General features: G+C 42.7%; 25 protein-coding genes. 17 read left to right on the top strand and 8 right to left on the bottom strand.

Translation table 11 applies throughout. The features are described 5' to 3' along the window. Positions 1–182: 182 nt before the first annotated feature. The 3 genes from DZ860_RS11705 to DZ860_RS11695 all read right to left on the bottom strand — a co-directional run bounded on the left by DZ860_RS11705 (position 183) and on the right by DZ860_RS11695 (position 4,466). Positions 183–1,790, bottom strand: coding sequence for a BCCT family transporter (locus DZ860_RS11705; RefSeq protein ID WP_243641851.1), 1,608 nt, complete (start codon positions 1,788–1,790; stop codon positions 183–185). Positions 1,791–1,975: 185 nt separating this feature from the next. Further along, the gene (locus DZ860_RS11700; RefSeq protein ID WP_120031459.1) at positions 1,976–3,100 is read right to left on the bottom strand and encodes a mandelate racemase/muconate lactonizing enzyme family protein; all 1,125 of its coding nucleotides are present in this window, start codon (positions 3,098–3,100) and stop codon (positions 1,976–1,978) included. Positions 3,101–3,110: 10 nt separating this feature from the next. Then, positions 3,111–4,466, bottom strand: coding sequence for an FAD-dependent oxidoreductase (locus tag DZ860_RS11695; protein WP_120031457.1), 1,356 nt, complete (start codon positions 4,464–4,466; stop codon positions 3,111–3,113). Positions 4,467–4,612: 146 nt separating this feature from the next. On the opposite strand from DZ860_RS11695, the gene DZ860_RS11690 reads away from it, so the two are divergent. The 4 genes from DZ860_RS11690 (at position 4,613) to DZ860_RS11675 (ending at position 8,360) form a co-directional block, all read left to right on the top strand. Then, entirely contained in the window at positions 4,613–5,266 is a 654-nt protein-coding gene (locus DZ860_RS11690) for a GntR family transcriptional regulator (RefSeq protein ID WP_120031570.1), read from the top strand. A gap of 479 nt (positions 5,267–5,745) precedes the next feature. Next, positions 5,746–6,744: a porin gene (locus DZ860_RS11685; protein ID WP_120031455.1), complete on the top strand. Its 999-nt coding sequence runs from the start codon at positions 5,746–5,748 to the stop codon at positions 6,742–6,744. Between the two features lie 269 nt (positions 6,745–7,013). After that, positions 7,014–7,631, top strand: coding sequence for a fumarylacetoacetate hydrolase family protein (locus DZ860_RS11680; protein WP_120031453.1), 618 nt, complete (start codon positions 7,014–7,016; stop codon positions 7,629–7,631). Positions 7,632–7,814: 183 nt separating this feature from the next. Further along, entirely contained in the window at positions 7,815–8,360 is a 546-nt protein-coding gene (locus DZ860_RS11675) for a hypothetical protein (RefSeq protein WP_120031451.1), read from the top strand. Positions 8,361–8,389: 29 nt separating this feature from the next. On the opposite strand, the gene DZ860_RS11670 is transcribed toward DZ860_RS11675, so the two are convergent. Then, a complete protein-coding gene (locus tag DZ860_RS11670) occupies positions 8,390–8,707 on the bottom strand; it encodes an AzlD domain-containing protein (RefSeq protein WP_120031449.1) in 318 nt (105 codons plus the stop codon). Beyond that, positions 8,704–9,414 carry an AzlC family ABC transporter permease gene (locus DZ860_RS11665; protein ID WP_120031447.1) on the bottom strand — a complete coding sequence of 237 codons (711 nt, stop codon included), beginning with the start codon at positions 9,412–9,414 and terminating at the stop codon, positions 8,704–8,706. The genes DZ860_RS11670 and DZ860_RS11665 overlap by 4 nt, the downstream gene beginning before the upstream one ends. Positions 9,415–9,625: 211 nt before the next feature. On the opposite strand from DZ860_RS11665, the gene DZ860_RS11660 reads away from it, so the two are divergent. Together DZ860_RS11660 and DZ860_RS11655 are read left to right on the top strand one after the other, a co-directional pair. Further along, on the top strand, positions 9,626–10,258 hold the full coding sequence (locus tag DZ860_RS11660) for a LysE family translocator (RefSeq protein WP_120031445.1): 633 nt from the start codon (positions 9,626–9,628) through the stop codon (positions 10,256–10,258). Between the two features lie 126 nt (positions 10,259–10,384). Continuing rightward, a complete protein-coding gene (locus DZ860_RS11655) occupies positions 10,385–10,801 on the top strand; it encodes a GNAT family N-acetyltransferase (protein WP_120031443.1) in 417 nt (138 codons plus the stop codon). 153 nt (positions 10,802–10,954) lie between these two features. Here DZ860_RS11655 and DZ860_RS11650 read toward each other — a convergent pair whose 3' ends face one another. Continuing rightward, positions 10,955–12,661: a phospho-sugar mutase gene (locus DZ860_RS11650; protein WP_120031441.1), complete on the bottom strand. Its 1,707-nt coding sequence runs from the start codon at positions 12,659–12,661 to the stop codon at positions 10,955–10,957. 450 nt (positions 12,662–13,111) lie between these two features. On the opposite strand from DZ860_RS11650, the gene coxB reads away from it, so the two are divergent. Genes coxB through DZ860_RS11630 form a run of 4 tightly spaced genes read left to right on the top strand, consistent with a single transcriptional unit; the run spans position 13,112 to position 17,470 of the window. Further along, positions 13,112–14,251 (top strand): cytochrome c oxidase subunit II, encoded by a 1,140-nt coding sequence (gene coxB / locus DZ860_RS11645; protein ID WP_279386833.1) that lies wholly within the window; start codon positions 13,112–13,114, stop codon positions 14,249–14,251. Then, on the top strand, positions 14,248–15,933 hold the full coding sequence (gene ctaD, locus DZ860_RS11640) for a cytochrome c oxidase subunit I (RefSeq protein WP_120031439.1): 1,686 nt from the start codon (positions 14,248–14,250) through the stop codon (positions 15,931–15,933). The genes coxB and ctaD overlap by 4 nt, the downstream gene beginning before the upstream one ends. Before the next feature lie 26 nt (positions 15,934–15,959). After that, on the top strand, positions 15,960–16,586 hold the full coding sequence (locus DZ860_RS11635; protein WP_120031437.1) for a cytochrome c oxidase assembly protein: 627 nt from the start codon (positions 15,960–15,962) through the stop codon (positions 16,584–16,586). Then, positions 16,586–17,470: a cytochrome c oxidase subunit 3 gene (locus DZ860_RS11630; RefSeq protein WP_120031435.1), complete on the top strand. Its 885-nt coding sequence runs from the start codon at positions 16,586–16,588 to the stop codon at positions 17,468–17,470. The genes DZ860_RS11635 and DZ860_RS11630 overlap by 1 nt, the downstream gene beginning before the upstream one ends. Positions 17,471–17,592: 122 nt before the next feature. On the opposite strand, the gene DZ860_RS11625 is transcribed toward DZ860_RS11630, so the two are convergent. Then, positions 17,593–17,829 (bottom strand): DUF2909 domain-containing protein, encoded by a 237-nt coding sequence (locus DZ860_RS11625; RefSeq protein ID WP_120031433.1) that lies wholly within the window; start codon positions 17,827–17,829, stop codon positions 17,593–17,595. A gap of 25 nt (positions 17,830–17,854) precedes the next feature. Between DZ860_RS11625 and DZ860_RS11620 the strand changes: the two genes are divergently transcribed. The 7 genes from DZ860_RS11620 (at position 17,855) to DZ860_RS11590 (ending at position 24,280) form a co-directional block, all read left to right on the top strand. Next, positions 17,855–18,562 (top strand): SURF1 family protein, encoded by a 708-nt coding sequence (locus DZ860_RS11620; RefSeq protein WP_243641850.1) that lies wholly within the window; start codon positions 17,855–17,857, stop codon positions 18,560–18,562. Next, positions 18,559–19,104 carry a redox-active disulfide-containing membrane protein gene (locus tag DZ860_RS11615; protein WP_120031429.1) on the top strand — a complete coding sequence of 182 codons (546 nt, stop codon included), beginning with the start codon at positions 18,559–18,561 and terminating at the stop codon, positions 19,102–19,104. Before DZ860_RS11620 ends, DZ860_RS11615 begins: the two co-directional genes overlap by 4 nt. Positions 19,105–19,114: 10 nt before the next feature. Continuing rightward, a complete protein-coding gene (locus DZ860_RS11610) occupies positions 19,115–20,173 on the top strand; it encodes a COX15/CtaA family protein (RefSeq protein WP_120031427.1) in 1,059 nt (352 codons plus the stop codon). Beyond that, positions 20,170–21,069 (top strand): heme o synthase, encoded by a 900-nt coding sequence (gene cyoE, locus DZ860_RS11605; RefSeq protein ID WP_120031425.1) that lies wholly within the window; start codon positions 20,170–20,172, stop codon positions 21,067–21,069. The genes DZ860_RS11610 and cyoE overlap by 4 nt, the downstream gene beginning before the upstream one ends. Before the next feature lie 223 nt (positions 21,070–21,292). Beyond that, positions 21,293–21,616 (top strand): VanZ family protein, encoded by a 324-nt coding sequence (locus DZ860_RS11600; RefSeq protein WP_341537393.1) that lies wholly within the window; start codon positions 21,293–21,295, stop codon positions 21,614–21,616. Positions 21,617–22,073: 457 nt separating this feature from the next. Beyond that, complete coding sequence (gene aroG, locus DZ860_RS11595; protein WP_120031421.1) at positions 22,074–23,126, top strand: 3-deoxy-7-phosphoheptulonate synthase AroG; 1,053 nt, start codon at positions 22,074–22,076, stop codon at positions 23,124–23,126. Positions 23,127–23,371: 245 nt separating this feature from the next. After that, positions 23,372–24,280: an aldo/keto reductase gene (locus DZ860_RS11590; RefSeq protein WP_120031419.1), complete on the top strand. Its 909-nt coding sequence runs from the start codon at positions 23,372–23,374 to the stop codon at positions 24,278–24,280. A gap of 75 nt (positions 24,281–24,355) precedes the next feature. Here DZ860_RS11590 and DZ860_RS11585 read toward each other — a convergent pair whose 3' ends face one another. After that, entirely contained in the window at positions 24,356–25,966 is a 1,611-nt protein-coding gene (locus tag DZ860_RS11585) for an EAL domain-containing protein (protein ID WP_120031417.1), read from the bottom strand. Positions 25,967–26,176 lie beyond the last annotated feature (210 nt).

Below are 26,176 nucleotides of genomic sequence, written 5' to 3'. Positions count from 1 at the left end.
GTCGAGTTTTTGATGTTTGGTTTAGGTGATTAGTTTCGAGACGCTCAGCTTTGCGACACAGAAATAGAAAAAGCCCCACGATGTAAATCGTAGGGCTTTGGATTAGGGGGAATTCAGCTCACTTAAATCGTATCTCAATTTAGATCGAATCTAAGTTAAACATGAAACGTTAAACATTAAACTTAGCTAAGTTGTGTTGCAACTTGTGCTGGTGTTTCTTTTTCAGCGCCTTGCTCGTCTGAAGTGATACCTAAGATGATATCTTGTTCAGCTTGGTGAGCCATGATTGTGCTGTAGTTGTCTTTCAAGTATTGAAGCGTTTTAACCGCTGCAACAAAGAACACAGGCACAATCAGTACAATGATAAGTACAGGGAACGCTTTCAGGATGTTCAGGTCTGCATTAATCAATAGGAAGATGATTGGCAGAGCAGTCAGTAGTAGACACCAGAACAAACGGAACATTGGGTTTACGTTTGCTTCATCATCAAGTTTCTTCGTTGCGATACCCGCTAGAGAGTAAGACGTACCATCTAGAGTTGTTACCGTGAACAGAATCATTGTTACAAGGTAAAGCGCCGTTAGAATCATTGGAATCGATGTTGAGTTAAAGATCTGTTTTACAAGCTCAGTCGGTTGACCCTCACCAATCAGTTTAACGCCATCGATAACGCCAGTGTTGATCAAGTCCATAGAGAACGTACCACATACACCAAAGATAACCGCAGAACCCATTGTGCCGCCGATTACTAGGATAAGGATAACGTCACGTAGTTTTTGACCTTGGATAATCTTAGTGATGAATACGCCTACACCAGGAGAGTAAGAGATCCAGTTCGCTAGGAAGAACACAGTCCAGTATTGTGGGAACAGTGTTGTACCGTATGGGTCAGTGTTAGTGCTCATACGGATGTATTCCGAAAGCATCACACCAATACCGTTAGTTAGGTTATTCATGATCAGCGCTGATGGACCGATGATGAAGATGATGCCTACAAACGCCGCACAGATGTAGATAGTTGCACTTGATAGGCGAGCCATACCTTTTTCGATACCGATGTATGAACTCATCGAGAAGATAACTGAAAGACCTAGGATGACGCCAATACCCAACATCAAGTTATCTGGAATACCAGTTAAGCTTGCTAGGTTTGAAGAAATCATTGGAATACCAAGACCTAGAGTAAGCGCAGTTGCTGCTAGTGTCGTGATAATGAACAGTAGATCGATGAACTTTTGTGCCCAACCAGGTAGACGATCATTAAATAGTGCGTTGATAACACCACTTAAGCTCATGCGACGGCTGCCTTTTAGGTAGAACACGACAGCAAATGGAATTGCAACGATTAGGTAAATAAACCAGCCTGCAGCACCCCAGTGGAACATGTTGTACGCCGTAGCGTATTCCATTGCCATTGCTTTGTCAGTTATGCCAAATTGAGGGTCCATGAAGTAGTAAACTGCTTCAATAAAGCCCCAGTACATAGTACTTGCACCCATACCCGCTGACAGTGCCATTGCGAATAGTTGGAATTTAGTAAATTTCGGTTTGCTATCACCCATACGGATATCACCGTATTTAGAGAAAGCTAGGAATAAAAGTGCGCCTGTTGCAAAGATTGTGTACCAAAGGAAACCTGAACCGAAGTTAATTACGGTAAAGTCTAGCATGCTGCCCATTGAGCTTTTTACAGCCTCAGGGTAAACCACAGCGAGAATACCTAGTAGCAGAACAAATCCAAAGCTGCCAAAGGTAAGTTTCCAGTCGATTTCTGAAGTATTCAATTTCATTTGTGACTTTCCAATATTGTCTAAATTTGAGAATACTCGGACGGCGAGTTCATCATGACTGACATCAGGTATGTTTGCCCTTCAACCGTTCCCAAAACGTGTGACTTGAAGGGCAAACAATGTAGGTAGAGGCGTGTCAGTTATTGCTGTCTTTGTATTAGTTGTTTTTCATTATTAACAAGCAATTATTCGAACACGTAAGATGCTACAGACATCTCTTTCACTTTATCCCAATCCATTTCGATACCTAGACCGTTGCCAGCTGGTGCGTGAACAAAGCCCTCTTTGTCAGTACGGATTGTGTTAATTGATGCTAGTTCGAAGTCATCGTATGGGTAGAACTGCTCGAAGTACTTACAGTTGTTATGCGCTAGTGCTACGTGTAGGTTCGCAGCTTGAGTTAGCGTGTAACCCATAGATTGAATTTCTAGGTTCTTAGAGAAACCTTCCGCGATGTGGAAACATTTGTTCAGTGGAGTAATACCACCACATACGGTTGCGTCTTGACGAATATCAGACCACATATTTTGTGATAGTGCGTACGTTACTTCTTGAAGTGTCAGTAAGCAGTTACCGTGGCTAGAAATTTCTAGGTTAGTTTGATCAACCAAACGCTTGTATGTGTTGTAGTCGTAGTCAGAAACAGGAGCTTCAAACCATTCCCAGTTGTAGCTCTCTAGGCGTTTTGCCATAGCCATCGCTTGTTCTGGTGTGTAGAACGTTGCGGTATCTAGCATGAAACGAATGCCAGTTTTGCCATAACGTGCTTGCACTGCATCAACAAGAGCAACGTCTTTTGCATACACACAGTAGCAGTGTAGTTTGATAGCAGTGAAGCCGTGCTCGATACAGTCGTCTAGGTACGGGAAGTATTCTTCTACGGTGTCAAACATTGGCGTTGAAGCGTAAGAAAGCATTTTTGAGCGAGCGCCACCCAAAAGCATATATAGAGGCATGCCAGCTTTTTTACCTTTGATATCCCAAGCTGCGATGTCGATTGGCGATTTTGCAGGTAGACCACCCCATGTGCAGCGAGATTGTAGCCAGTTGTACAGTTCTTGCGTTGCTAGTGGGTTTTTACCAATTAAACCAGGAACGATAGTACGTTGTGATTCAATGATGCAACGGTCAAAGTCGTTCTCTGTGTAGCTAATCGTCGCGCCAGCACCTTCAGTACCGTCATTACAAATCAAACGAACGATATTGTTGGTGTAAAGCAATGGTTCTTGGTTATCAGCCCATGGAACCGGAGCCGCTAGGCGATCAGCAACTGCGTAAAGTTCAACGCGTTCAATTTTTAGATCTGACATTTTATAATCCTTACAGGCGAGAGCCGTTTTCAATCATGGTGGCGCGAATATCCGCAACATTTAGGTCGCGAATCGCCGTATTTGTATTAATTGCTTGTACTGCAGCAACACCTGCTGCGTGGCCTAGTTCAAAACACTGCGCAGTAACGCGTGCTGATGCTAGGGCTTCGTGTTCTGCGCTTAGGCAACGACCCGCAACGATGATATTTTCACCCACGATTGGCACAAGTGTGTGGAACGGGATGTCGTAGTAGTCGTTTAGTAGCCAATGCAGTTTTGGTTTGTCACCAGAGTGCAGTTCGATAGGCCAAGGTGTACGGCAGATACCATCTTCACGTTTACGGCAGTTCACTACGTCTTCATTGGTTAGCGTTTCAACGCCAACGATAGAGCGTGTTTGACGAATGCCCACTTCAACGCCAGTATCAACAACGTAAGCATTTTCACAGCCAGGAACGTATTTGTTTAAGAAACGTGCGTAGTCACGAACTTGACGACGACCAAACACTTCAGCTTCTGTGAAGTCTTTCGGGTCGATAACATTGAGCATACGACCATCTTGGCCAGCCAAACGTGTTGCGTTAACCATTAGCTCGCTTGGACGAGTGGTTGGGAAGATCCAAATCTTGTGACGTGGAAGATCGTATTCACCAGTAGCATTAGCCGCGAGAATGTTCTCAGTCACTTTTGGTGGACAAATCGTATCTTCACCGTAGTACGCTAGGTACTTTTCCATGTCCACGCCTGCGTAGCGGAAGAACATAGTTGGGTTTTGAATACGACCATTATCACCGAAGTAGTAATCCATTCCTGCGCGAGCAACCACGGCAGCATCACCTGATGCATCAATGATTTGCTTACTTAGGATGATGCTTTGGCCAGCGTTAGATTCGATCACAACACCTTTAAATGCATCGCCATCCATGATCACGCCAGTAACAGCCGTGTGGAATAGAGTGGTGACGCCAGCTTGTTCTAGAAAATCGTCAGCAACTTCACGCCACATTAGTGGATCGTGCGTTACGGTAAACGTTTTTCCGTAAAGTTGTGGAGCAGTGACGCCACCTTTGTTTTCTAATGCTTGACGGAAACGCTCTGTAAAACCGAATACAACTTGCTCCGGTTCAGGGTTCTCTTCGTCTGTTGCCATGTACATGCCACAAATGGTGCCTGATAGGCCTGCTACTGCAGCACCACCGCAAAATCCATATTTTTCAATCAGCCATGTGTCCTTACCCATACGACCAGCAGTTTCCGCTGCGGCTACGCCAGCAGGGCCACCGCCAATAACCAATACCTCAGTTTCTGCCAAGATTGGCAGCTCAGGTAGAGATTCATAACGACGGATAATGTTCCAAGATTTCATTGTTACCTCACTAATAGATGACTGATGTTCATCTGATATATCAGTTGTATGTTTTTAATATATTCGTAATTTCTTTTCTGGTACAATGGCATGAGTTCTGAACGTGATATTGCTCACTAAAAAATTGAAAAAGGAAATGGATGTACATGAGCGCTACCGCTATCAATAAGACCGAGGTTGCATACAGCAAGCTCGAGAAAATGATCATATTCCGCGAACTAGAGCCAGGGAGTATGGTGAGTGAGAAACAATTAGCAGAAGAGTTAGATTTAGGGCGAACGCCTGTTCGCGAAGCGCTTCAAAGGCTAGCTTATGAATGTATGGTGGAGATCCATCCACGTCGAGGCATTCAGATTCCTGTTATTTCGGTTGAAAGTCAGTTGAAAATTTTGGAAGTACGTCGAGATATCGAAGCACTTTGTGTAAATTATGCAGCATCTCGTGCAAGTGTTGATGAGAAGCAACAAATGCTCTATCTGGCTGAACAGTTAGAAATGTGCGCAGAGAATAAAGACGATCTACTTTATGCCTCTTTATTAAAAGACATTCATAATGTATTGGTTAAAGCGGCGAGCAATGAATACCTTCAGTTGGCAATGGCTCCACTGCAAGGTCTTTCTCGTCGATTTTGGTTTGCTTATAAAAATATCGATTCCGATTTGATTGAAGCATCCTCTTTGCATGCCGCGGTACTAAGAGCGGTGAGTCATACGGATGCTGAAGAAGCTGTTGCCGCTTCCCATCGTTTGAACGACTATCTTACTGATGTTGCTTACCGTTCTATTTCTTTGCGTAAATAAACGTTAGCTTCACTTGTGTCACATGCAATTTTTTAAGGCGGCATGTGACATAAATTAATTGAAAGCGAAAGTTTGGTTTTAAGCCTAGCTCAATCATCCCTCCTTATTATGTCCCCTCCAAAAACGACCTTTTGATTCGCTGACTTGCGTTCATTTGGCGAGGTTTTTCTGGTTATAAGCCACTATTTTTGCTTTGTTGTCGTTTTTTTTGCGAGTGATTTATGGTTTTTATCGTAAATTTGATCTATGTCACATGGTTATTTTTTGTTATGTAGCACGTCAATAACCATAATTAAAACAGATGCTTATCCTTTCTGTGATTAGTTCAATTTATAAAAAAATCTATTTTCTTGTGCTCATAAGCCTTTGGTTGCATTTAATAATCAATGATCTCGTACTAAGTTTTTAGTGACCGTGATGTTTTGAGTAATTTGTACTCATGCGGACGTGAATAAAACTCTCTATACGGACATTAAAATATGAAAATGAAACTACTGGCCATTGCAGTGGCAGCAACAGGATTTGGTACTAACGTTTTAGCAGCAGAAGTGTATAACAGCCAAGGTTCAACGCTTTCTATTGGCGGCTACGTCGATGTTGGAGTTGGCGAATATGGAGACAGTACAGAAGTCGAAGTGCATGATGTATCACCCCGTTTGAATATATCAGGTACGCAACAGGCCGGAAACGGTGTCACGGTTGATGCAAAAGGCGAGTGGGCAATCAATTTTCTAGATGGTGGAAAAGAAACATTTACAACTCGCCTAGGTTATATCGGTGCGACGCATGAACAAGCCGGCCGACTTGTTGCGGGTACGCAGTGGGCTCCTTATTATGATGTGGGTGGCGTTGCGGATATTCCTATTGCGTTCGCTAATGATTTTCTATATTCAAACCAAGGCAATATCGGCTCTGCTCGTGCCGATAAGATGCTGAGCTACCGCAACACTTTGAACATTAGTAATGACGTAGCGCTTAACCTTGGTCTTGGTTGGCAAGGTAAACATGATATATACGATACTCGTGGCCAAATTGCTATTAGCGGCGAGTTTATGGGTTTTGGGCTAGGCTACGTTTATAGTGATGGTGATGTCGGTATTGGTGGTGTTGAAGAGAATTCCCAATCGCATTTGGTTTCCGCCAACTATGGTACCTATGGTGAGGGGGTGTATGCGGCTGTGGTATACGCGAGCAACGAATATTTTTATGGAGCCGGCCTAAGTGCATTGAAAGATTCTTCTCAGTATGAGGGGTTATTGGCTTATGGATTGGGAAATGGTCTGACACTGAGCGTGAACTATGAAGCGGTTGAAGATGATAACACCGATAAAACGCAATATAGCCAGAGTGCAATCCAAGCTGAGTACCAGTTAGCACCAAAACTGACCGGTTTTGCTGCTTTCCAATTTGACTTAGGGAATGATATCGGCGATCCAGAAGATGATAAATGGACGATCGGTGCTCGATACTACCTATAATTTTTTAGTATCTACTGCCTAAACACAATCTTGTGTTAGCGCCTATTCAATTTGAATAGGCGTTTTTCTGTTTTCTGTGGTAGCCATATTGGATATATCGATAACGATTGCTAAGCGAGGTTACTTGGATTGAGACCAAAGTGAATGAAATGGGGACTAGCTCTTGTTTTTGAAGGGGCAATTAAACAAATTGGTTTTCAGCTCATCATCTTAGTTTAAAATCGCCGCCCTATTGCTACTCTCTTTTTGATGAACTCAAGGATGAACTCATGTACTCAGTAAAAGTTGACGATAAGCTCGTTCACCCAACGAAAGTCGTCTGTATTGGCCGTAATTATTTGGAGCATATTAAAGAGCTGAATAATGCTGTACCTGAGTCTATGGTGGTGTTTAATAAACCCTCCACATCCGTGACTTCTTCTTTAGCATCGACACATGGCGGTGAGTCGTTGCATTACGAGGGAGAGATTTGCTTTATCGTTTCAAAAGGAAAACTGAGTGCTGTTGGGCTAGGGTTAGATTTAACTAAGCGTGGGTTACAAAGCCAACTGAAACAACAAGGTTTACCTTGGGAGCGAGCAAAAAGCTTTGATGGTTCAGCAGTGTTTAGCCGTTTTTTACCGCTGAATAATATTGTGATTGATGAATTAGAAATTGAGTTGTTCATCAATTGTGTCAGAGTTCAATGCGGAAACGTTAAACAGATGATGTATTCCCCGAATGATATATTAAAAGAACTGACAACATACACGACCTTATGTGATGGCGATATTATTATGACCGGTACCCCGCAAGGTGTAGGCGAAATACACACTGGTGATGTGTTTTTATCGCGTTTAAAACATGCAGGACAAACATTAATTGAGATAGAGTGGCTTGCCAATTAATCAGGTTGCTGTATTGCAAATAAAGTAATAAATTCTTGAACTGATCGGCATATATTGATTGGTTACGCAAATGTAATAACAATAATAAGAGTGCCTCGACTTTTAAATATCTATAACAAATAATGGGTGGCTAGTATTAACGAGCTGGAAATATAACGCCAATACATCATAGGGATATTTGAAATGAAGAAAGTTACTCTTATTGCCTCGACACTTTTTTTAATCGCAGGCTGTACCAGTCAAGATGTTTCACGAGTGATTGATGGTGGTGTCAATGGTGCAATTGATGGTGTATTAGGCGGTGTTGGTGGTGTGGTAAAAACTGGCGGGACTAGTGTGACAACGCCAGCGCGAGATAGCTATTCAACGAAGCGTGAGCAGTTTCATCCAGTTCAACCAAAAAAAACCAAGCGAGACTATGGCACAATCACCATTAATCGTCTCTCCGCTAACCCAAAAAAGCAAACCCGTCTTGCTTTAAATTCATGTTCTCACCCAGGAGTGGGGAATGTAAATTGTAAAGGGTACCTTTATTCTATTACGCCTGAAGGATGGTTACAGGAAGATCATATCAATTTCGGTACTCGCTTTAACAATGAAATTGTCATTCCCGCTGGCTCTTATTACGTAAAACTTGAAAGTGAAGGGTCTGGTAAAGGTGTATGGGTAACAGGAACCTTGACCGTTAAGCCTTATATGACGAACTATGTTGATCTTTCACTCGAATAAATGCTACTCAAATAGATGCTACTTAATTGCTAATAGATAATTAAGTTATGCAGAATTAAAAACACGCCCATACTGACTACCGTGGTAAGTAACACATTTTTGGTCCAGAGGATTAACCCTACCGCAAGTGCCGCGCACAATAAATAAGGGTTGTTGTAAGACAGCCCTAATTCCCCCTCCGGTATAAATACAATTGGCGCCCAAATAGCCGTTAGTACAGCAGGTGAAGAGTAGCTCAGTATTCTTTGCAACATAGGCTTCAAGCGTAACGGTAATCGTGGTTCAAGAAATAGATAGCGGCTTATAAACACCAATAGTGTCATGGCTAAGATAGATAGAAAGATCATTGTCTTGCTCCTAATACCCGTTCAGCGATATAACCTGACAACATTCCACTAATGCTGGCAAGTATTAATGCACCGTCAATGCCTGCGTAATTGAGATAAACCGAACTAACAAGGGAAACTAAAACAGCAAGTAGGATAGGGCGCGTTTTAATTGTTGGAATGACAATAGCAATAAATGTCGCCGCAACGGCAAATTCTAATCCAAGATCTCCTATTGCTGGTATGTACGTTCCGGCGACAATACCGATTAACGTAGCGGTATTCCAAATAAGATAGAAACTCAACCCTGCACCTAATGCATACCACTGATTAAACTGCTTTTTGGATTGATGTCCACAAATAGCAAACAATTCGTCAGTCAGTAAGAAGCCTAATGCCACACGCCAACGCAATGGCATAGTGCTGATTTTGTCTCGCATTGAAATACTGTAAAGAAAATGGCGCGAAGTTATGAACAAGGTCGTGAGCAACATTGTCATAATGCCGACTCCCGCTTTGATCATACCTGTTGCGACCAACTGTGCAGAACCAGCAAAAAGAATCGCGGAAAGCGCTTGGCTCTCAAAAACAGTCAAGCCAGACTCAATTGCGTACGAGCCAGCGAGTATTCCCCATGGAATAACAGCGATGCTTAACGGCATCATAGCGACAGTGCCTTGCCAGAATAGTTTGCGAGAGGGATGAGAGGATGTTGATTCTAAATTCATGTTTTAATAGAAGTTCCGTTTGGATTTTGTTTTGGCTAGCCTAACGCGCTTAAACGTTTTGTACAAATTACCAGCTATTTTGGTGTTGTGTTGCACAAAGTTATAACAATTTATTGTATTGATATTTAGTTAGCTGTTGATGTCAGGCGCTGGAATCTTGTGGTTGTGTGGTATAAAATCCCGCGTCTTTTTTAATGCCTGAATATAAATAATGATCGACTTATCTATCCTCCCTGTTTACTTAACGGCGGTTATCGCGTTGTTGCTCCTCCCTGGACCTGACATGCTGCTGATTGCAAGCTCAAGCATGAGTTACGGTCGTCGAGTTGGTATTTTTGCCAGTTTAGGCAATGCAACATCAGGTATTATTCTTACATTACTTGCAGCGTTAGGCGTGTCTGCGTTGATTGCGATGAGCCCGTTAGCACTAAAAGCGTTACACTTATTAGGTGGTGCGTATTTGCTTAAAATGGGTATCGACTGTATTCGCGCTAATGCTGATGATGCTCCAGTGCTCGATGGTCAAAGCAAAATGGCGACCACGTTCTATCAACGTGCATTAGTGAGTAACCTGCTAAATCCCAAGGCTTTAGTTTTCTTTGTGATGTTTTTACCTCAGTTCGTTTCAAGCAATATTCCAGCAAGTTCTGGAGAGCAGATGTTGGCTTTGGGTTTGCTTCTTAATGTACTTGGGCTCATTTTTAATTTGTTGCTGGTGGCGTTGGTCGGCAGTCTTGGTAAACCTTTATTAGAAAATGCGACATTCCGGACATACCAGCATAAATTTATGGGTGTTATCTTTGTGGTATTGGCTATTTGGATGCTGAGTTCATTTTTTAGTTAAACTGGGTGTCCACTTAATTTGTGTTATACCAAGATTAAGGTCAGCTATTTGCTGGCCTTTTTTATGACTTTGATATCCAATAGGAGATTAAGGGGTCATTTTCCAAAAAGTTGTTCAGGAGAGAACATGAATATCGAGTTTATTTTTAATCCAGCCACTGAAATCAAAGACACGGTTTTAAAAGGTCTACGTGGGTTTAATGCCAATCATTTTCCTCATGACAATAGCGAAGATATCGCTTGTGTAACCAAAAATGATGATGGTGAGATCAAAGGTGGCTTGACGGGTGAGATTTACATGAATACTCTATTTATTCATTATTTTTGGCTTGATGATTCGCTACGTGGTAGCGGCATGGGTACACAACTTATTCAAAAAGTAGAACAAATGGTGCAACAGAGAGGTGTGACAGATATCTATTTAGATACGTTCACTTTTCAAGCTCGAGAGTTTTATTTAAAGATGGGGTTTGAAGAGGTCGGGCGCTTTACTGGGTACCCTATGGCGGGTGTCGATAAGATATTTTTGCAAAAGCATCTTTAAACGCTTTAATCAGCAAGTCTCTTAAACCGTTCGTCTCTTAAACAGTAAGGTTCAAGCCTTTCAGACAATTGTTATTCGTATCGCAGTACCGTTGATGAATAAAGGGTATGAATTAACATACCCTTTCTACTGTTCCGGATAGCGAATAGCGAGTTATGGTAGTGAGGCTTGATGTTCGATCACGAGTTTATCCATTGCAGAGATGGCGTTGGCCTGTACTTGCTTATACTCGCCATCGCTTGGGAAAGGTTCGATGACTTCATAATAGCATTTTAATTTTGGTTCCGTACCTGATGGCCGGACAATGACTCGCGCGCCACCATCAAGATGGTAAATTAATACGTCACTTGCGGGTAAGTCGATTTTCTCTGTATTACCACCTGTTGTGATTCGTTCAAGTGACTTTAAGTCTTCGATGACTTCAATGCGCTTTCCGGCTATTTCGCTAGGAGGATTCGCCCTGAGAAGTTCACCAATCGGAGGCGAGTTTGGTGCAAGTGCAATGCTCCGCTGCGCATTGACGTAAACACCGTGTTCTCGATAGAGCGTTTCAAGTTGATCCCAAATGGTTTTTCCTTGCTGCTTTAATTCAGCGGTGAGCTGAGAAAATGCAACCAGTGCGGACAAGCCATCTTTATCCCAAACGGCCTTACCAACGGTATACCCAAGTGCTTCTTCATATGCAAAAAGGAATTCACGCTCTGCGGTCTCTTTTGTCATCGCGACATTAGTTAGCCATTTGAATCCTGTGAGTGTTTGAAAATATTCAGCCCCTGTTGATAGGGCTATTTTTTTCAATAGTGACGAAGAAACAATCGTGTTACCCACCAATTGCTTGTTTGCTTGTGTTTTAGATAACAAATAATGACCAAATAGGCAGCCGACTTGATCGCCAGTTAGCATTTTATACGAACCGTCGTTACATTTTACCGCAACGGCAAATCTGTCGGCATCTGGGTCATTGGCACAAGCGATCTCTGCATCGTGCTGTTTTGCTAGTGCAATGACCATATCCATCGCGCCAGCTTCTTCTGGGTTAGGGAAGTTAACGGTCGGGAAAGTTCCATCGGGTTCCCGTTGCTCTTTTACACTGTAAACTTGGCTAAAACCGGCATCATTCAGTAAAGTTTCTGCCATGTTAGCCCCTACGCCATGCATCGCAGTATAAGCAATACCAATGTTGTCGGTTGCAAGGTTATTATGTAATAGAGGGCTATTGTTCATCGTGGAGCGATAAGCTTGATAGTAATCGTCTCGCAACCATTCTAGGCGTTGAAGACTTTCTGCTTCTTCCAATCCCATCATTGTGATGGGTTGACCTGCCGCAATATCAATTTGAGCCGCAATACCCGAGTCATGAGGCGGAATGATTTGTGCGCCATTCTCCCAATAAACTTTGAAGCCATTGTACTCAGGTGGATTATGGCTTGCTGTCACGACAACGGCTGCCGCAGCGTTAAAGTACTTAATGCCAAACGCAACGATAGGGGTTGCAGCTACATCATGAGTAAGGTGAACTTTGATGCCCAGAGCGGTCAGTACGCCTGCGGTATCGTAAGCAAATTGTTGAGAATCTAATCGGCCATCATAGCCGATAACAACGCCACGTTGAGCTGCGTTACTAATATGTTGTAGTAGATAACGACCTAAGCCGGTGGCAGTTTGCTGAATAACAAAGCGATTCATTCTATTCGGACCACAGCCCACTTTGCCGCGCAGACCCGCCGTACCAAATTCCAGTCGCTGGCTGAATCGGTCGTTTATTTCATCTAAGTTATTTGAATCAATGAGTTGCAGTAGTTCTTCACGTGTTCGTGGGTCAGGGTCTTGCTCCAACCAACGAGAAACTTGTTCCATCATGGCAATTACCTTTTTCAATCAGTCGCCCTATATTATTTGATAGTGATTATCATTTGCGATAACGCAATCGCTAAAATCATTTCTTTTATTATGGCCTCAACCACTCAATCTGCTCTGCATAGGCCCATTTTTTAGCTAATTATTTGAAGTTACGCCTTTTATAGTAAATGACAAGCCAAGGTTTTGTGCTAGGGGGTTAAAGGTGTGAATTGTTCCACTTTTGTGTCTGCACTTTCTTGCACATTCTAAGAACGCCAACTAGGTTTTATTAACATAACTATAACATTTTACGTCAGATTTGCCGTTAACACGGATATAAGGAATTTCTCAATACCAGATGCTTACGAGGGTAGTTTTATTAGTAAGTGAGTTGATATCTGGTTAGAGCACCAAGGTAGGTGCGTTAGGCAGAGGAGAGGTCTTTTGAAGATAAAACTGGTCAAGCAGTGGCTGTCGACGGGGTTATTGTGCGCAGCGTATTCGACGGTGGGACATGCTGAAGAAAGCGCGCTGAATATGACGCAGGGCGTGACGGAAATAAGCGGAAAAGTGTATGAATTACATATGCTTATTTTCTACATTTGCTGTGCAATTGCTTTGGTTGTTTTTGGCGCCATGTTTTATTCCATCATCAATCACCGAAAATCAAAAGGCGCTGTTGCCGCTCATTTCCATGAAAGCACCAAGGTTGAAATCATATGGACCATCATCCCTATCGTGATTCTGGTGTTGATGGCGATACCTGCGACAAAAACCTTGATTGCGATGGAAGATACGACTCAATCGGATCTAACAGTGAAGATTACAGGCTCGCAATGGAAGTGGCATTACAGCTATTTCGACCAAGGTGTTGAGTTCTACAGTTTATTGGCGACTAGCCAAAAGGAGATTGATGGCGAGGCTCCTAAAGGCGCGCACTATTTATTAGAAGTTGATAACCCACTGGTTTTGCCTATTAACAGAAAAGTTCGATTTTTGATGACATCAGATGATGTGATTCACTCATGGTGGGTGCCTGATTTCGCGGTTAAGAAAGACACTATTCCTGGTTTTATTAATGAAGCGTGGACTCGCATTGACGAACCTGGAGTTTATCGAGGTCAGTGTGCTGAGTTATGTGGTAAGGCCCATGGCTTTATGCCGATAGTCGTGCATGCGATGAGTGAAGACGATTATGACGCTTGGTTGGAAGAGAAAAAAGTGGAGTTGGCACAGGCACAAGAGGACGCAGCTGCATCATTAACGGTTTCTCTCAGCATGGATGAATTGATGGCTTCTGGTGAAAAAGTTTACCTAGATCGTTGTTCTGTCTGTCACCAAGCCAATGGTGCAGGTATCCCGGGGGCATTCCCAGCCATTAAAGGCAGTAAAGTGGTAACAGGGGATTTGGACGAACACATCAACATTATCGTTAATGGTCGACCGGGCACGGCAATGCAGGCTTTTGCCAATCAACTGACGGATCAAGAAATTGCAGCGGTTACGACTTATCAACGTAACGGGTTTGGCAATGATACTGGAGATTTGGTGCAAGCCTCGGATGTGAATGCGTTCAAAGTGCAGGAACAAGCTTCCAAGGAGGGAGAATGAAGCCATCTAAATCAATGAACGAGAAGTCAGCCCCAGTGACGGATGCGGATATTTCTCGTGCGAATCGTTCTTATGACAATAGCTCCTATGAAAGCACTTCGAATGGCGGTAGTACTTTAACCGCTGATGACGATGATCATCATGCTCCCTCTGGTTGGGCTAGGTGGGTATATTCAACTAACCATAAGGATATTGGTACGCTTTACCTGTGGTTTAGCTTTACGATGTTTTTAGTGGGTGGGGCGATGGCAATGGTCATTCGCGCCGAGCTATTCCAGCCAGGATTGCAGTTAGTTAATCCACAATTTTTCAATCAAATGACCACAGTTCATGGTCTGATTATGGTGTTTGGCGCAGTAATGCCCGCTTTTACCGGCCTAGCTAACTGGATGATCCCTCTGATGATCGGTGCTCCAGACATGGCTTTGCCACGTATGAATAACCTCAGTTTCTGGATACTACCGTTCGCTTTTCTCATTTTGTTAGGTTCCCTGTTTACTGAGGGGGGCGGTCCTGATTTTGGCTGGACATTTTACGCGCCACTTTCGACCACTTATGGCCCAGATAGTACGGCGTTATTTGTCTTTTCTGTGCATATTATGGGTATTAGTTCCATCATGGGGGCTATTAATGTCATCGTGACGATCGTGAATATGCGTGCTCCTGGGATGACATGGTTCAAAATGCCATTGTTCGTTTGGACTTGGTTGATCACTGCGTTTTTGCTGATTGCGGTGATGCCGGTTTTAGCGGGCGCCGTGACAATGGTACTGACCGACAAGTATTTCGGAACATCATTCTTTGATGCCGCTGGCGGCGGGGACCCTGTGATGTTCCAGCATATATTCTGGTTCTTTGGGCACCCTGAAGTTTACATTATGATTTTGCCATCATTCGGTATTGTTTCTGCCATTATTCCAGCATTCAGCGGCAAAAAACTCTTTGGCTACCACTCAATGGTTTATGCCACGTGTAGTATCGCATTGTTGTCATTTCTTGTTTGGGCACACCATATGTTCACCACAGGGATGCCCGTGTTTGCGGAGTTGTTTTTCATGTACTGCACCATGTTAATAGCGGTTCCTACAGGGGTAAAAGTCTTCAACTGGGTCGCAACTATGTGGCGTGGTGCCCTCACATTTGAAACGCCAATGCTTTTTGCTATTGCCTTTATCATCCTGTTTACCATCGGTGGATTTTCAGGCTTGATGTTGGCTATTGTCCCTGCTGACTTCCAATACCATGACACCTACTTTGTTGTGGCTCACTTTCATTACGTACTGGTTTCAGGTGCCGTATTTTCGATTATGGCAGCCGCTTACTATTGGTTGCCGAAATGGACCGGACATATGTACGACCATAAGTTGAGCTTGTGGCATTTCTGGTGCTCGGTGATTTCCGTGAACGTGTTGTTTTTCCCGATGCATTTCTTAGGGTTGGCGGGGATGCCGCGCAGAATTCCAGATTATGCCATTCAGTTTGCGGATATTAATCAAATTGTATCAATTGGAGGATTCGCTTTCGGTTTGTCTCAGTTAATTTTCTTGTGGGTAGTGATTAAGTGTATTCGTGGTGGGGAGAAAGCGCCTGCGAAACCATGGGAACGAGCAGAAGGATTGGAGTGGACAGTGCCTAGCCCAGCACCACACCACACGTTTTCTCAGCCACCGAAAATAGATTAAAAAAAATACGAGTCGAGGGAAGAAGTATGACACGTCAGAAAAATGGACCTAATCAAGCGAACCGAAAACTTACGACGAAGTTGTTAGGAGCAGTAATATTAATGTTTGGTTTCGGGTTTGCCCTTGTACCTTTATACGATGTGATGTGTGATGCCTTGGGGATCAATGGCAAAACCAACACGGAGTCAGCGGTACAGCCACAAGGCATGATCCCAGACACCTCGCGCGTTGTTCGCGTTGAGTTTATGGCACATCTAAATCAGGGAATACCTTGGTCATTTGCTCCTAAGCAACGATATATGGATGTGCATCCAGGACAAGTGATACAAACGGCTTACGTTGCCGTTAACCAATCAGCAGGGGCGATCATTGGTCAGGCAGTGCCATCTGTCTCTCCTGGGCAAGGAGCCACTTTCTTTAATAAGATTGAGTGTTTTTGTTTTAACCAACAACCTTTGGAAAGCAATGAGCAAACGGAAATGCCGCTCATTTTCTACATTGAGCCCGATATTCCAGAATCAATTCATACCTTAACGCTTTCTTATACCCTTTATGACATCACGACGCCGGAGCAACCGGAACCCGTCGTGGATGTCGCAAAACTAGATAGTGGCACTTTTTTCTGGAGAGTCGCGATGCAAGGAGCAAGATAATGAGTGATAAACCGACGTCATACTATGTTCCCGCTCAGAGTAGTTGGCCTATTGTTGGCGCTATTGCTCTATTTTTGGTTGCCGTTGGAGCCGGTTTAACGGTACAGAGTGTAACGGATAATGATGAAAGTGGCCTGTTCGGTAAAATCATTTTACTTATCGGCTTCATCGTACTTCTTTATATGCTAGCTGGGTGGTTTAGTAACGTGATCACTGAGTCAATGGGAGGGCTCTACTCAAATCAGCTGTCTCGTTCATTTCGTCAAGGGATGAGCTGGTTTATCTTTTCAGAAGTGATGTTCTTTGGCGCATTTTTTGGAGCACTATTTTATGCCCGAATGATTTCAGTGCCTTGGCTTGGTGGCGCTAGCAATAACTTGATGACTAATGAAATTCTTTGGCCCGCATTTGATGCATTATGGCCGCTGACTACCACTCCGGACGGGACCACGACTCAAGCGATGGGGTGGCAAGGTATTCCATTAAAGAACACGATCATCTTATTGCTTTCTTCCGTTACGTTACACATGGCACATATAAGTTTGGAGAAAAATAAGCGAACAGCACTCATTGTTTGGCTTGAAATTACCATTATTCTCGCGGGCTTTTTCTTATATTTCCAGGTGGCGGAATATGGACATGCGTATGAGGAGTTAGGATTAACCTTACAGTCAGGCGTTTACGGTAATACTTTCTTTATGCTGACAGGTTTTCACGGATTGCATGTCTGCTTAGGAACGATCTTTTTGATCATTTTATTATTCAGGGTGGCTAAGGATCACTTTACTCCAAAAGACCATTTTGCTTTCCAAGCAGGAAGTTGGTACTGGCACTTTGTTGATGTTGTTTGGCTGTGTCTATTTGTTTTTGTATACGTATTGTGAGTTTTCGTGAGTGAGTGAGTGAGTGAGTGAGTGAGTGAGTGTGCTTGCTTGAGTAGTAATTGGTGGGAGTCAGTGTAAGCGGCTTGGCGAGAATACCGATAATTTAACGCCAAGCTATTCCACTAGTAAGGTCGGATATTGGGTTCAATGAACCCGGTCAATAGGGCCATAACGAGTAAGATGACGGCTAAAGCAGAAAGGACTACCCGTCGAGTTAAATAGTGGCTCATTGGTTTATCGTTATCTGATGTTGGTTGATCGGGATCTGCCCCCCGAACCATTTCAAACAAAGCTCTTGCGAGGTTAAAAAGAATGAATAACAGCAATAGCACAAGAAGTAGTTTGAAGAGAAATACCATAGCGTCGTCCTTGTATGAATTGATCATGAATCGATCATTTTGGTTGGTGTTCACATTAACTGTGGTTGCCTTTTCCATATTGGTCAAATTGGGTTTTTGGCAGTTATCTAGAGCCGACGAGAAGCAACAAATAGAGCAGTTATTACAGCAACGAGCAATTAAGCCATTGGTTGATATTGATAGCCTGAAACAGGGCGAGACAAACTACAACGGGTTACTTGTGAGTGGTCACCTTACCGCGATAATGGATAAATATTTGCTGCTGGATAATCAAACCTATTTAGGCAAAGTGGGTTATTTAGCCTTACAGTTGATGGTGACGCAGCAGGGTCAATATGTGTTGCTTGAACGCGGTTTTGTTGAAGCTCCCTTAGAACGAACTAAGTTGCCTAAGGTAGAGTGGTTATCGAGTGATCTGAATGTAGAAGGACGTTTATATCAGCGCAGTTCCAATCCAATGAGTAGCGATCTATTTTTCGAATCAGGTGATGTTGCTCGGATTCAGAATATCAATATCGATGCACTCTCCCAGCAATGGCAACTCTCAATCGAGCCCTATGTTGTACAACCGACAATGGTGCCTTGGCCTTACCCGCAACCGTGGTCACCAGTGCCAATGACATCAACAAAACATATTGGTTATGCCGTTCAATGGTTTGGCTTATCCATCGCTTTACTCATATTGAGCAGTTGGATGTTGAAGAAAACACTTTGCGCAAGGAGGCCACAGTGATGAACCCTAAATTAAGAGGTCGCATAATATTAGTTGGATTGGTCGTCATGTTTGCATTGCCAGCCATTATTGCTAAAACATTTTTATCTCAAAATTGGTATCAAAGCGGGGTAACCAATAAAGGGACATTAATCGAGCCCGCAGTAAGCTTTAGTGGATTGGGAATCGTTAATCCATTTCAACAGAACCAGTGGCAGTTAGGCTACGTGATTCCTAAACATTGCGATGATTTTTGTCAGAGGCAGCTATTTCTTCTTGGGCAAAGCCATATTGCACTCGGCAAATATCAAGGTCGTGTCGCGCCAGTCGTGTTTACTACCCCTGATAGTGATCGCTCTCAGTTAGTTGAGGGATGGAATGTCGTTGAAGTGAATGATCAATTCACTCAGGTTGCGCAAGAATTTGATTACATCATTGTCGATCCAATTGGCCAGTTAGTGATGCGTTATCCGAAAGTTCTCAGCCAAGATGAGCTGGTTTCTCAAAGTAAAGATGTACTGGCTGATCTTCGTAAGTTGCTGAAACTGTCTCGTGTAGGCTAAGGAGAGGCATATGCTGACACATCTTGTCCGTTTTAGTCTGTTATTGACCGTCTGTGTGATCGCTCTGGGAGCATATACTCGTTTAGCTGATGCAGGTTTGGGGTGCCCTGATTGGCCTGGGTGCTATGGGCAATTGAGTGTCCCCTCAACACTGGCCGATATACAGCAAGCTAATGAACACTTTCCACAACTGACAGTGGAGGCTGAAAAAGCATGGTTGGAAATGATCCATCGTTATTTTGCCGGTTCATTGGGTTTAGTCGTCTTTTGTATCAGTGTCGTAGGGTGGCGCACACAGAAAGTCAGTAAAAGCTTGTCAGTTGCAATTAGTGTCGTTGTCATTTTTCAAGCTCTACTTGGAATGTGGACGGTGACGTTAATGCTCATGCCTATTATTGTTATGGGGCATTTATTAGGTGGTTTTACGCTCTTTTGCTCACTGTGTTTAGTTTATTGGCAGCTCACGCATAGCCAAAAAGGAAAAGATGCCTACGAGCTTGACGTAAACCACTCTCAACAGACATCCATATCCACCAGCTTGAAGTCACTGGCATTACTGAGCCTCATTGTGGTGATTATTCAGATAGCTTTAGGTGGATGGACATCTTCCAATTATGCCGCATTGATGTGCACTAGTTTACCTATTTGCCAAGGGGATTGGATGAGTTATCTCGATTTCCGTCAAGCGTTTGATATGATCCAACCGGAAAAATCGACATATGAATTCGGTACCTTGGATTATGGCGCACGAATGACAATCCATGTGACTCATCGCCTTGGCGCTTTGTTAACCGTGTTGGTTGTTGGAGCCTTGATTGTTCAACTCTACCGACATCCAAGTTCTGTTTATAAAACAATGGCCAGACGTCTAGCTTGGCTACTTAGCGCACAGGTTCTGCTTGGGTTGAGTAATATCCTATTGAGCCTACCGCTATTGGTGGCCGTTGCCCATAATCTGGGAGCTGCGTTACTACTTATCACGATCTTATATATCAATGTGTTGATTTGGCGCTCAGTGCCATCTCCAACCGATTCGACTCACATCTTGAGCAAGGAGAGCACACGATGAGTAAATCGATCAGTTATTCCGCGCCAACTGAAAAGCCGACATGGCAAGTTTATTTAACGTTAACCAAACCTAAGGTCGTTGCTTTAATGCTGCTGACGGCATTGGTAGGGATGTGTTTAGCCGTTTCTGGTCGTCTCCCTCTGATTCCGGCAGTTTTGGGACTACTTGGTATCGGTTTGATGGCGGGGTCAGCAGCAGCATTTAATCATCTTATTGACCGTCGAATTGATGCCCTTATGGCGAGAACCTATAAGCGTCCATTACCCTCTGGCGATATTCAACCGTGGCGAGTTATGGCGTTTGCTGCATCAATGGGAGTAGGGGGTTTTGTTGTTCTCTACGCATGGGTGAATCCATTGACCGCATGGCTAACGTTTGCCAGCCTGTTGGGCTATGCCGTCATCTATACTTTATATTTGAAACGCGCAACGCCTCAAAATATTGTTATCGCGGGAATAGCTGGAGCGATGCCACCTTTGCTGGGGTGGACAGCGGTCACTGGAGAGCTTCATGCTAATGCATGGTTATTGGTGATGATTATCTTCATCTGGACTCCTCCCCATTTTTGGGCGTTAGCTATCCACCGAAAAGATGATTATGCGAAAGCGGATATTCCAATGCTACCGGTGACGCATGGTATCGAGTACACAAAAACCTCGGTATTGTTATATACCATTTTATTAGCGCTAGTGTGTCTAATGCCCGTGTTGGTAGGGATGAGTGGGGTTATTTATGCGATAGGCGTTTCGTTATTGAGTTTAGGTTTTATTGCTCATGCATGGAAATTGAAATACCACCCTCAACCGAATTCGGCGATGGAAACCTTTAAGTTTTCTATCTACCATTTGATGCTGTTGTTCCTCTTGTTGTTGGTCGATCATTATCTCGCTTTTTAATCCGAGGTTAAATTACGAATTAAGGTGTGTAACGAAGACTAGGTATCAAATTCGTTACACATATTCACTTTGTTGCTCTTTCATTGAGAGAACTGCTCACGTATCCTTTTGTGTCTATTTTTTAGTCAGATCTTGAGTGCTGGTAGTGAAACGTCGTCCCCTATTTTTAAATCTACGCAGTCTAATACCACTTACTATTATTGTATTGGCAGGATTAGCTTCGATGGCGAAAACCTTTTCTATACATGCAAGTATGATTCGGGATGTTGAGTTGTTCTTGGGGGGAGATTGGGTACTACATAGTCTTATTTCATTATTGCTCGGTTTTTCAACGTGTTGGTCGACACCTAAGTACTGCTTTCGCAATAGATCTTTTTTCATCCCCACTTTTTCGCTGCTCGTATTATTTGCCGTTTGTGCTGATGAGTTTTGCCAAGCGATAAGCCCCTCTCGTACGTTTTCCTTGGTTGATTTAAGTATTAATGTAATTGGTGTTTTGCTTGGTGTTCTAATTTATAACGTATATCTAAAAGTACGAGGTTTGTAAGGTGGGTAGGATGATCGCGGGTGCATTATTGAATACCATGTAGAGGGTTATATTCGACCTCTGAATCCAGCATCTTGAAGTCACTTGGGTAAATATCATTTTTGTTGTTAAATTCACCACTCCGCTATTATTTTGCTTGTGTTTTTGAGTGCTTATCTAGGTTTTATCGCTGAGATTTGTATTTTGCAATGTTACTGTTCAAAAAGCGCACTAATTATTTATTAGTGTTCATCACTAATGATGTCGTGTCGAGTGTAACTAATTCGCAACGATGTAAATTAATATTTACAGCTTGGTATTACTTAAACTTGGTGTTGTTTATTGCCTTTACTCAAAATAAGTGCTTGCAAGTTATCCTGTTGATAGATAAGTTACATGGAAAGGACATAAAAATTGGATAGCAGTTCACGAAGATGAGCCTTATCCATAACAAATACAATGATAGGAAGATGTAGCGATGTTTCAGACAGATGATGTAAGAATTAGTAAAGTAAAAGAGTTGCTCCCACCTGTAGCGGTGTTGGAGAAGTTCCCTGCAACTGAAACGGCGTCTTCAACTACTTTTCGTTCAAGAGAAGCGATTTCTAATATTTTGAATGGGAAAGATGATCGTCTATTAGTCATCATTGGCCCGTGCTCTATTCATGATCCTGAAGCGGCGATTGAGTATGGAAAACGATTGAAAGTTTTGCGAGATGAACTCGGTGAAGATCTTGAAGTTGTCATGCGAGTCTATTTTGAAAAGCCCCGTACTACTGTCGGTTGGAAAGGTCTGATTAATGACCCTTATTTAAATGACACCTTTAAAATTAACGATGGTTTACGTATGGCTCGTAAGCTATTGCTTGATCTGACAGATATGGGGGTTCCGACGGCCAGTGAATTCTTAGATATGATCACGCCGCAATACGTCGCTGATTTGATCAGTTGGGGAGCCATTGGTGCGCGTACCACAGAATCACAAGTTCACCGTGAATTAGCATCAGGCCTATCATCTCCGGTAGGCTTTAAAAATGGTACTGACGGTAATATCAAAATTGCGACAGATGCTATTCGTTCTGCAAGTGCTTCTCACCATTTCTTATCGGTAACCAAGTTTGGTCATTCGGCTATTATTGAAACGAGCGGCAACCCAGACTGTCACCTTATTTTACGTGGTGGCAAAGAGCCAAATTATAGTGCAGCCCATGTTGCAGATATAAAACAACAGCTTGAAGCATCGAAGTTACCTCAAAAGGTGATGGTTGATTTTAGTCATGCGAACAGTTCAAAACAATACCAGCGTCAAATGACCGTGGCTGAGGATATTTCAGCTCAAATGGCGGCTGGCGAAGACGCTATTTTTGGTGTAATGATTGAATCCCACTTAGTGGAAGGTCGACAAGATCTTATTGAGGGTGAAGAGCTAACTTACGGGCAATCTATTACAGATGCATGTATTGGTTGGGAAGATACTGAGCGAGTTTTACGTCAGTTAGCCGATGCGGTTAAAATTCGTCGCCAGCGATAATTAATCATCCTAATGCTCATCATTTACACATACTAAAGGTCCCTCGGGGCCTTTTTTATTGCGAGTTATTTTATTGATGACGTTCAGCCTATTACTATTTTTACCACTACTTTAAGCACAATTTTGGGTGTCATGTTGTAAGGATTTGAGTTTGGTAACACTCCTTAATGCGGAATGAAATTTCCATTGAGTAATCATAAGAACAAGATTAGCCTAATGACAGTTAACTTAAGAGGTAGACGGATATGGTGTCGAAAGTGACTATAGCCCAGCAAGGACCGGACTTGTCGGAATTGGTTCAAGGGTATTGGCGTTTGGCTGAATGGAATATGACGCCACAGCAACGTCTGACATTTCTAAAACAGCATATTGACCTTGGCATTACCACGGTCGATCACGCGGATATATACGGGAATTATGAGTGTGAAACTCTATTTGGTGAGGGATTAAAACTCGATCCGTCGATTCGCAGCCAAATTGAGATTGTTACCAAGTGTGATATCAATTTGTGCACTGACAAGTTCCCGAAACGCAAAGTTAATTATTACGATACGAGTTCAGCACACATCTATGAATCGGTGAACAATTCCTTGTCTCGATTAGGTGTTGAACAAATTGATGTACTGCTGATTCATCGACCTGACGCACTAATGAACGCCGATGAAGTGGCAGAAGCATTTTCAGAATTGCATAAAGTAGGAAAAGTGAAGCACTTTGGTGTTTCAAACTTCACGCCTAGGCAGTTTGATTTGCTTCAATCACGAGTCTCTAAACCACTAGTCACGAATCAAGTCGAAATTAATCCATTGAACTTTGATGTGGTGGATGATGGCACTCTTGATCAATTGCAAATGCAACGAGTTCGCCCAATGGCATGGTCTTGTCTTGGGGGAGGTAGTATCTTCTCCGGTGCAACAGAGCAAGCGAAGCGTGTACGTGCAGAACTGGATTTAATTCGTAAAGAAATTGGTGCTAAAACCATCGATGAAGTGATTTATGCTTGGGTTCGTCGTCTCCCATCTAACCCTCTGCCAATTATCGGTTCTGGTCAGATTAAACGTGTTGAAACTGCGGTTAATGCATTAAGCTTGGAACTTACTCGAGAGCAGTGGTATCGAGTTTGGGTTGCATCTAAAGGCCATGGCGTAGCGTAATTACGGGTATATTTAATTAACCCTATTTAACGAGAGAAAGTCAGCTTTGCTGGCTTTTTTTAAACTGTTTTTAGTTTAAGTAGATAAGCATTTGGACGATTTTTCTTTTTTTGTTTGCCCACTATAAGCTAGGAATGCGTCTGGCTTGATAGGATGTGAATAATAGAAGCCTTGGATATAACGTACACCTAGCTTTCGCAGTTGCGCGATTTGTTGGGGAGTTTCAACGCCCTCGGCAATGACTTTCATCTTTAACTCATTAGCCAAGTGGATCATTGAAACGAGTACTGGGGTGATGGTGGATTCCGAGTGAAGGCTTTTAATAAACACACGATCAATCTTCATGACATGGAAAGAGTGAAGGCGAATAAAGTTGAGACCCGAATACCCAGTGCCAAAATCGTCGATAGCAATTTGAAAACCGAGTTGTTTGAGTAGTTTTAAGTTATCTAAAGCGGAATCTAATTCGACCTGACTAAAATCGATATTCTCTGTCACTTCCAACAATATGCTGCCCACAATGTCTGGGTGGGAATCTGCGTAGTCGTATAAATAACGGATAAAGCTAGCATCAATAATAGAATTGCGGCTTAGGTTTACACTAATATAATGATTTTCGGTGTAGGTTGGGTTAGCATGTAGGAACTGCGTCAATGTTGAAAATGTTTGTTTCGTGACATCCCCTATGACGCCGAGCTTCTCTGCCAATGGAATAAAAATGTCTGGAGAAATCTGTCCTTGACTCGGGTGATTCCAACGAAGCAGAGCTTCACTTCCTACAACACGTTCTGTGGTGATATCCACAATGGGTTGTAAATACATTTCAATTCGATCGTGTTTAATTGCGTTGATCAGAGAAAATTCAATAGAACGTTTGGCGAGCATTTGATAACGAATGAGTAGGTAAAAAACAGAAAGTACACATGCGATTAAGATCGTTTGCCAAATATGTTGTACAAAATAGAACAGGTAAGATTCATTGTTAATATAAAGAGTCAGAGAAAGTGGATAGCGTTGTGATGAAAAATACAATATTGACTTTGGCTCTTTTAAACGATTATTGCCATTGTATATATTGTCGCTGTATATGTGTTCACTCAGTACCTTGAAACTATAGCCATAACGCCTTTCTTGAAGCTTAGGGATAACGGTTTCTAAAAAATCAGAGGGAGGCAACAAAGCGTTTAACCCTGAACGTTCACCAGTTGAAGCGTATATGAAAAATGCTGTAAAGCCGCTTTTCGATTGAGATAAGGAAATCGTCACTTTATTCGACGTGTTTGCTAAACGAGATAGAAGAGGGGGATATAGAGGTATATTTGCTTTTCCTTCATTACTGGTACAAGTTACAACACCTTGATAATAAACCCCCGCTTCCTTAAGCATATCTGAATTAAAAACATAGCTACGTAATCCGAGTTTATCACTGTCATTGCAATGATAGCTGATATAAGGACTCAACTCGTGCAATTCATAGGCGATACTCTCTATATAGTTTTCTAGTTCTGCAATCGACGCATTGCCATCTTTTTTGACGGCGATTTGGGTGTGGTAAAAATTCAGTAAAGCAGAAAGACAAAACACCAATAAGAAGATAATCACAACAGGGACTAGGTTAGGTAGATGTGTAAACATTTCCTTAGTTGTTGAATTAAGGCGATTGATTTTTGGTTCCAGTGATTTCATAACATCGAGATCTTTGGTGTTTTTTTACACTATAAATCGAAATAGAAAAAATATTTACCTTTCATCACGATATTCAAACTCAGTCTCTAAAATGCCATTTCTATGCAAAATAGTGTCTCTAATTTGAGAGGGGAAAGTGTGACAAAGTTGGTGGAATATGTATGAAAACCATATGAAACTTGTTTTATTGTTCAGGCAAATTTACGTCTA

This window comes from Vibrio sinensis, assembly GCF_003605645.1.
Classification (GTDB): domain Bacteria; phylum Pseudomonadota; class Gammaproteobacteria; order Enterobacterales; family Vibrionaceae; genus Vibrio; species Vibrio sinensis.
The sequence above is the reverse complement of the archived record's forward strand: the minus strand, read 5'-3'. Positions and strand labels throughout refer to the sequence as shown.